9 protein-coding genes and 1 pseudogene are annotated in these 7,703 nt (G+C 38.4%); 9 read left to right on the top strand and 1 reads right to left on the bottom strand.

What is annotated here, in order from left to right; genetic code table 11:
- The 9 genes and pseudogenes from ACESM9_RS13150 to ACESM9_RS13190 form a co-directional block, all read left to right on the top strand.
- Positions 1-268, top strand: a pseudogene (locus tag ACESM9_RS13150) (ABC transporter ATP-binding protein); the annotation flags it as partial.
- On the top strand, positions 261-1,205 hold the full coding sequence (locus ACESM9_RS13155) for an ABC transporter ATP-binding protein (protein ID WP_372999503.1): 945 nt from the start codon (positions 261-263) through the stop codon (positions 1,203-1,205). The pseudogene ACESM9_RS13150 and the gene ACESM9_RS13155, both read left to right, overlap by 8 nt.
- 34 nt (positions 1,206-1,239) lie before the next feature.
- Complete coding sequence (locus tag ACESM9_RS13160) at positions 1,240-2,226, top strand: C39 family peptidase (RefSeq protein ID WP_372999506.1); 987 nt, start codon at positions 1,240-1,242, stop codon at positions 2,224-2,226.
- 59 nt (positions 2,227-2,285) lie between these two features.
- Positions 2,286-3,107, top strand: a complete 822-nt coding sequence (locus ACESM9_RS13165) for a M55 family metallopeptidase (protein ID WP_372999509.1) — start codon at positions 2,286-2,288, stop codon at positions 3,105-3,107.
- 118 nt (positions 3,108-3,225) lie between these two features.
- Positions 3,226-3,783 (top strand): rubrerythrin family protein, encoded by a 558-nt coding sequence (locus ACESM9_RS13170; protein ID WP_372999512.1) that lies wholly within the window; start codon positions 3,226-3,228, stop codon positions 3,781-3,783.
- Positions 3,784-3,969: 186 nt separating this feature from the next.
- The gene (locus ACESM9_RS13175) at positions 3,970-4,749 is read left to right on the top strand and encodes a transporter substrate-binding domain-containing protein (RefSeq protein ID WP_372999527.1); all 780 of its coding nucleotides are present in this window, start codon (positions 3,970-3,972) and stop codon (positions 4,747-4,749) included.
- Between the two features lie 91 nt (positions 4,750-4,840).
- On the top strand, positions 4,841-5,530 hold the full coding sequence (locus ACESM9_RS13180) for an amino acid ABC transporter permease (protein WP_372999515.1): 690 nt from the start codon (positions 4,841-4,843) through the stop codon (positions 5,528-5,530).
- Positions 5,523-6,245 carry an amino acid ABC transporter ATP-binding protein gene (locus tag ACESM9_RS13185; RefSeq protein WP_372999518.1) on the top strand — a complete coding sequence of 241 codons (723 nt, stop codon included), beginning with the start codon at positions 5,523-5,525 and terminating at the stop codon, positions 6,243-6,245. Before ACESM9_RS13180 ends, ACESM9_RS13185 begins: the two co-directional genes overlap by 8 nt.
- A 63-nt stretch (positions 6,246-6,308) precedes the next feature.
- Positions 6,309-6,866 carry a rubrerythrin family protein gene (locus tag ACESM9_RS13190; protein ID WP_372999521.1) on the top strand — a complete coding sequence of 186 codons (558 nt, stop codon included), beginning with the start codon at positions 6,309-6,311 and terminating at the stop codon, positions 6,864-6,866.
- Positions 6,867-6,942: 76 nt separating this feature from the next.
- Here the strand turns inward: ACESM9_RS13190 and queG are convergent.
- The coding region (gene queG, locus ACESM9_RS13195; protein WP_372999524.1) for a tRNA epoxyqueuosine(34) reductase QueG at positions 6,943-7,703 on the bottom strand (761 nt) is incomplete at its 5' end.

A 7,703-nucleotide genomic window follows, 5' to 3' on the forward strand; every position in this document is an offset into this window, starting at 1 on the left:
ATTGCCCCAGTTGGGTATAAAGGGCAAACCCCTTCACTCTATAAAGGGCACACCACCAAACTTGTTTTATGATATAAAGGGAGATGCATTTGCACCTCGTAATCCAAAGGCTTTGAAAATAGATTTTGTAGAAAAACCGCCATATTTTACAGTAAGCCCTACACATAAGGCAAAAACCTGGCTGCTGGATCCGAGGGCACCCAAAGTAGAACCGCCTGAATCTATTGCAATACTTCGAAAGCAATGGGGGTTGAACAAAGATGAATGATAAGGAAAGAGAAATCCTGTTAGAAGTAAAAAATTTATCAGTTGAATTCGGAAAGAGTAAAAAGAATAGATTCAGAGCAGTTGATAATGTGAGCTTCTTTATCTATAAAGGGGAAACCTTCGGATTAGTTGGGGAGTCAGGCTCAGGTAAGACAACTATTGGAAGGGCTATAATACGTCTGAATGAAACAACAGAGGGCGAAATAATATTCAAGGGGAAGAAGATAAACGGAAAGATAGACAAGGAACTGGACAAAGAGCTTACAAGAAAAATCCAGATGATATTCCAGGATCCTATGGCTTCCCTTAATGAAAGGGCAAAAGTTGATTATATAGTATCTGAAGGCTTATATAATATTAAAAACTATAAAAACGAAGAGGAAAGAAAGGCAAAGGTTGAAAAAGCCTTATTGGATGTAGGATTGCTGCCGGAGTTTTTAAGCCGCTTCCCCCACGAGTTCTCAGGCGGACAAAGGCAGAGAATAGGAATTGCCAGAACTTTGGTTATGGAGCCGGAGCTAATAATAGCTGATGAGCCTATATCTGCACTGGATGTTTCTATTCGCGCTCAGGTATTGAACCTACTGTCTGAGCTCCAGAAAGACAAGGGGCTCACATACTTATTTATAGCTCACGACTTATCAGTTGTAAGATTCATAACTGACAGGCTGGCTGTAATCCATAAAGGAAAAATAGTAGAGCTGGCAGAAACTGAAAAACTTTTCAATAATCCTTTGCATCCCTATACCCGATCCCTGCTTTCTGCTATACCATTGCCGGATCCAAGGCGTGAGAAGAATAAGATTCTTGAAGTCTATGACCCAAGCTGTCATGACTATACCACTGATAAGCCAAAATGGGTAGAGATAGAGCCGGAGCATTTTGTATTGGGCAATGACAGGGAATTGGAAGAGTACAGAAAAATGCTGGAGAATTAAATTGAGATTAAATATTTGCATTGGGGGTGTGACATTGTTAAGGCATAAAGGATTGGATTTTACATCAGGTATATGCAATGGAGTGAGATTGAACAGCAAAGCTCAGCTGGAACTGGAAGATAGTATTTTAAATGGTATTTATACATCACCTGAAATAAGTACAAGTTATTTCACCAACCTGGTAGGAGCCTGGAATGCGGAAACTCCTGAAGGAACAGAAGTAGAGGTTTTTTTTCAAGTCAGGAGAGAGGCTGAATGGTCTATGTGGTTTTCCTACGGCAAATGGTCCTCGGAAAAGAGGGCTAGCGTCAAGGATCAGAAAGACCATATTGCGCTTATGGATATCGATACCATAATTATTCTGGGCGGAAAGGCAGCAGATGGACTTAAATATAAGGTTATAATGAGAAGAAATTCCATGGATACATCAAGCCCAAAGTTATCAGCCATATCAGCAGCATTAAAGCTGTCAGATGGTGATGATTCGATAATCAGCGAAGATGAAAAATGGTTGAGGGACTTGGAAGTGCCTGAAAGATCACAGATGGTTATTCCTAAAATAGGCAACATAATATGCAGCCCTACCTCTTTATCCATGGTAATGGAATACTATGGAGTCAATTTGCCTACCGAAGAGGTAGCTGAAGGAGTATATGACAGTGGAGCCAATATATACGGCAACTGGTCATATAATGTGGCTTATGCAGGTTCCAAGGGATTTGAGGCCTATGTTGAAAGATATCCGTCATCAGCAGGTATTAAAAGCATGATAGCCAAGGCTATGCCTGTTGTTGTATCAATAAGAACCAAAGAAAAGGATGATTTAATAGGTGCTCCCCAGGCATATCCATCAGGGCATTTGATAGTTGTCAGAGGTTTTACTATTATAAATGGAGAGGAATATGTTATTGTCAACGACCCTGCTGCTCTCAATCATGAAACAGTAAGGAGAGAATATAAGCTTGCAGAGTTTGAAAAAGCGTGGTCAGGAATAGCATATATTTTAGAACCTAAATCCTGACAGATTTTGACATGATCATTTGAGGGGATTTTCAGGTTTTAGGAAAGGAGAAAGGACAATTGAAAATATTTATATCTGTGGATATGGAAGGAATATGGGGATTGGTATCTTCCTCCCATGTATCACATGAATCAAGTGAATATAACCGTACCAGAAGGCTTATGACTCAGGAAGCAAACTGGGTCATAGAAGAAGCTTTCAACAATGGGGCAACTGAAGTAGTAGTGAATGATTCTCACAGCAATATGGATAATTTGCTGATTGAAGAGTTGGATCCAAGAGCTCAATTGATCAGCGGAGGTCCAAAACCTTTGAGTATGATGGAAGGAATTGACGATACCTTTGATGGAGTCATATTTGTCGGATATCATACAAGAGCAGGCACAATAAATGGAGTATTTAATCACACGTATTCAGGTAAATCCATAGCTAATGTAACAATAAACGGAAAGAAAATGGGAGAATGCGGCATTAATGCAGGTGTGGCAGGATACTTCGGGGTTCCTATCCTTGCCATATCGGGAGATGATTTGCTGGCAGCCCAGGCTAGAGAAGAAATAGGAGATTTGGAAACAATAATTGTCAAAAGGGCAATTTCAAGATACAGTGCACATAACTTTTCAAAAGAGACAGTCAGGGATCTTTACAGAACAAGATTGGCAGAAGCCATCAGAAATAGAGATAAGAAACCAGTTCTGAAATACGAAGGCAAGATAACCATGGACATTGAATTTAACAGAGAAGTGATGGCAGAATGTGCAATGCTTTTGCCTGAGGCTGTGAGAGTTGACGAAAAGACTATAAGAATAGAATCGGAAGATTATATTAAGATATTTATGATGTTCAGAGCAGCTTTAAATTTAGGCGGGTCAATATCCTAATTCCAAATTTAATTGACATACAATGGATAAATAAAGTAATATATATTGTAATAACATGTATTATTTTCCATTACTAAAGCCATACTATGTAAGAATAGTTTGGAAAGGAGGATAATAAATGTCAGTAAAAAATGATATGACTGCTGATTTCTTGCGCTCTGCTTATGGTGGAGAGAGCATGGCTCATATGAGGTACCTGATATGGGGAGATATAGCTGATAAAGAGAATATGCCCAATATTGGAAGACTCTTTAGAGCCATAGCCTATGCTGAATGGGCTCATGCAGACAATCATTTTAAAGCTTTAAAAGAAAGGGTTGGAGCTTACAGTGTAACTGCCGGCGCCGCATTTGGTGTAGGTAAAACAGCAGATAACCTTGAAGGTGCAATTGGTGGAGAATTGCATGAAGTAGAGCAAATGTATCCTGTATATTTGGAAGCTGCCAGATTCCAGAATGAGAAGGATGCAGAGAAGGCCTTCCATTATGCCCTTGAAGCAGAAAAAATTCATGCTGAGCTTTTCAAGAAAGCTCAAGAAGCAGCAAAACAGGGCAAGGATATGGAATTAGGCCCGGTATACATTTGTCCTGTATGTGGTCATACAGTAACGGATAACGCTCCTGATGTATGTCCCATATGCGGAGTAAAGAAGGAAATGTTTAAGGCATTCGAGTAGAAATAGGATCTACATAAATAATGTTTGCAAGTTTTAAGCAAAAAATATCCTAAGGTTCACTAATGAACCTTAGGATATTTTTTATGATATTTTATACAAAATACTTGCATAATAATACGAGTGCGCGTATAATAATTAATTATCAATCTATTATTATTTATATAGGGGGAAGAAAAGTTGAAAAAGATGTTGAAAAAATCATTGCTGTTATTTTTAGCAGGAGTTTTGGCTTTATCATTTGCGGGGTGCGCCAAGAAAACAGAAACAGACAAGCTTGTGGTAGGTACAAGCGCAGATTATCCACCATACGAATGGCATATAATGCAAGACGGTGAGGATAAGATTGTGGGATTTGATATTGAGATTGCAAAAGAAATTGCCAAGGATATGGGAAAAGAGCTTGAAATAAAGGATATGAATTTTTCATCTTTGCTGGGAGCTCTTGAGGCAGGTAAGATAGACTTGGTTTTGGCAGGTATGACACCGGATGAAGAAAAGAAGAAGAACGCTGATTTTACTGAGATATATTATAAAGCAGAGCAAGGAGTAGTTATCAGACTGGAAGACAAGGATAAATACAAAACTGTAGATGATTTTGACGGCGTAAAGGTATCAGTACAGCAGGGAACATCACAGGAAAAGATAGCTGCAGAACAATTAAAGGGAGCTCAGGTGAAAACTCTTACAAAGGTAGGAGATCTGATACTTGATTTGAAGGCTAAAAAATGTGACGCTGTTATTGTTGAGTTGCCGGTTGCTAAGGCATATGTTGAAGAAAATCCTGACCTGATAATAAGCGATGTATATGTAACAGATGAGGTTGGAGGAGCAGCTGCAGCAGTAAAGAAAGGAAATACTGAGCTCCTTGAACAGGTGAACAAAACATTGAAAAGATTGATGGACGAAGGCAAAATTGATGAGTTTGTAGCTGATGCAATTAAGCTTTCTTCAGAAACAGCTGAATAAAAATTTTGAAAATGATGAATAAATTTACACAATATTATTGAATAATTATAATTTTACGAAAATATTGGTCAATTATTTAGGGGGAAGCAGGTTGGACTTTATATTTTTAAACAAATACGGTTGGTATTATATAAATGGTGCAAAGAATACAATCTTGCTTACATGCATTGCAATTACCTTCGGTATTGTTTTAGGATTGATATTTGCATTATTCAGACTATCCAATAATAAGCTGCTTAAATATATTGCTGTAACATATATAGAGGTTATCAGAGGTACGCCTATTTTGATTCAAATAATGATACTGTATTTTGGCATATCACAATATATAAGTTTCCCGGAAATACCTGTTCTGTCTAAGCTTATCGGCTATGATTCTTCAGATTTCATGACAGGGGCAGCAGCTGTGGCTATAAACAGCGGAGCATATGTGGCTGAAATAATCAGGGCAGGTATACAATCAATAAACAAAGGACAGATGGAAGCAGCCAGATCCTTGGGTCTCAGCAAATCTATGGCTATGAGATATGTTATAATACCTCAGGCATTCAAGAATATACTGCCGGCTCTTGGAAATGAATTTGTTACTCTTATTAAGGAAACCTCTATTGTATCTGTTATAGGAATAATGGAGCTTACAAAGGCCGGAGATGTAGTCAGGGGAGCTACTGCAAAAGGATTTGAACCCCTCCTGATAGCTGCATCAATATATTTCTGTATAACATTTGCAGCTTCTAAGTTTGTCGGTTTCCTTGAAAGGAGGATGAGCGCAAGTGATTAAGGTATCTAATCTCCATAAAAGATTTGGGAAACTGGATGTTTTAAAGGGTATAAATACTGATATCGAAAAGGGAGAAATAGTCGTCATTATTGGTCCCAGCGGCTCGGGTAAGAGCACATTCCTCAGATGTCTCAATATGCTGGAAGAGCCAGACCAGGGAGAAGTAATATTTGAAGGTGTAAAACTAAACGATAAAAAGTGCAATGTAGACAAACAGAGGCAAAAAATGGGTATGGTCTTTCAGCAGTTTAACCTTTTTCCCCATATAACTATATTGGAAAACATTATTTTAGCTCCAACTAAACTTAAAAAGAAAAGTGAGGAAGAGGCTAAGGAAAAAGCTTATGAATTATTGAAAAGAGTCGGTTTGGAAGATAAGGCCGATAGCTATCCTAATCAACTATCTGGAGGCCAAAAGCAGAGAATAGCCATAGTCAGGGCATTGGCCATGTCGCCAGAGGTCATGCTTTTCGATGAACCTACTTCTGCCCTTGATCCTGAAATGGTAGGTGAGGTTTTGGAGGTTATGAAAAAACTTGCAAAAGATGGTATGACCATGGTGGTGGTAACCCATGAGATGGGCTTTGCCAAGGAGGTAGGCACAAGAGTTATGTTCATGGATGATGGACTTATACTGGAAGAAGGAACACCTCGGGAGGTCTTCAACAATCCCCAAAATGCAAGGACAAAAGAATTTCTGAGTAAAGTACTTTAATTGTATTATTTGCCATTAATTAAGCCATACTATGTAAAAATTGAATGGAAAGGAAGATAATTAATGGCAGTAAATAACGACATGACTGCGGATTTTTTGCGTTCTGCTTATGGAGGAGAGAGCATGGCCCATATGAGATATCTGATATGGGGAGATATAGCAGACAAAGAAAATATGCCCAATATAGGAAGACTATTTCGAGCTATAGCCTATGCTGAATGGGCTCATGCGGATAATCATTTCAGGGTGTTAAAAGAAAGGGTTGGAGATTACAGTGTAACTGCAGGCGGCGTATTTGGTGCAGGTAAAACAGCAGATAACCTTGAGGGTGCTATTGGTGGAGAGCTACACGAAGTAGAACAAATGTATCCCGTATATCTGGAGACAGCCAGATACCAAGAAGAAAAAGGGGCAGAGAAAGCCTTTCATTATGCCTTAGAGGCAGAAAAAATACATGTGAAGCTTTTTCAGAAAGCTCAGGAAGCTGCAAAACAAGGCAAGGATATGGAATTAGGTCCAGTATACATTTGTGCTGTTTGTGGTCATACAGTGACAGATAATGCTCCTGATGCATGCCCCATATGCGGTGTAAAAAAAGAAATGTTTAAAGCATTCGAGTAGTGGTTAGATACCAAGTTATACTCTTAGATAGTTTTTAGCAATTAGATAACCTTAGGATCAATGAGCCTAAGGTTATCTATTCATGTATCAACTCATGATTTCTTATCAATATCCCTTTTCCTCTCCAGCTGAAGGCTCTATCTCCATATCTTCTTATAAATTCCCTGTTTGAAATTTGTTTTAGTTCTTCGCAATCGATGTTATATATAAGGTTTTTACGGAACTCTTCAATAATTGTCTCTTGCACATTCTTATTATGAGGACAAACGTCCTGGCAGACATCACAGCCCCATATGAGATTATGCTTCTTTAATATTTTAATATCCTCCTCAGTCAGATCCTTTTTTTTCTGGGTAATATAAGATTTGCATCGCAAAGGATTTATGGTGAAGTCTCCAAGTATGCATTGACCGGGACATTTTCTCACACAATCAAAGCATTGGTAACAGGTTCTATCTTGTGGTTTATCAGGCTCAAAGGGGTAGTTGTTTATAATGTATCCAATAAATACATAGGAGCCATATCTGTCTGTTATCAAGTGGCTGTTTATTCCGAAGAAGCCTAGTCCTGCTCTATAAGCCACATATCTGTCGCTGAGAGGTCCATTATCTACAAAGGCCTTATGATGAAAACCTTCTATATTTGATTTCAAGAAATCAGCTATAGTCTCCAATTTCTTCATTATTATTCTGTGATAATCTATACTATACGTATACTTTGATAAGTTTGCATATTCTACAGTACCTGAGTAGTAGGGAAAAAGGCATACTATAACAGATTTGGCATCTTCCAATGTGAGTTTTGGGTTGACTCTTTTTTCTAAATCTTTTTCCTCAA

Source organism: Lutispora sp., assembly GCF_041687175.1.
Lineage (GTDB): Bacteria > Bacillota > Clostridia > Lutisporales > Lutisporaceae > Lutispora.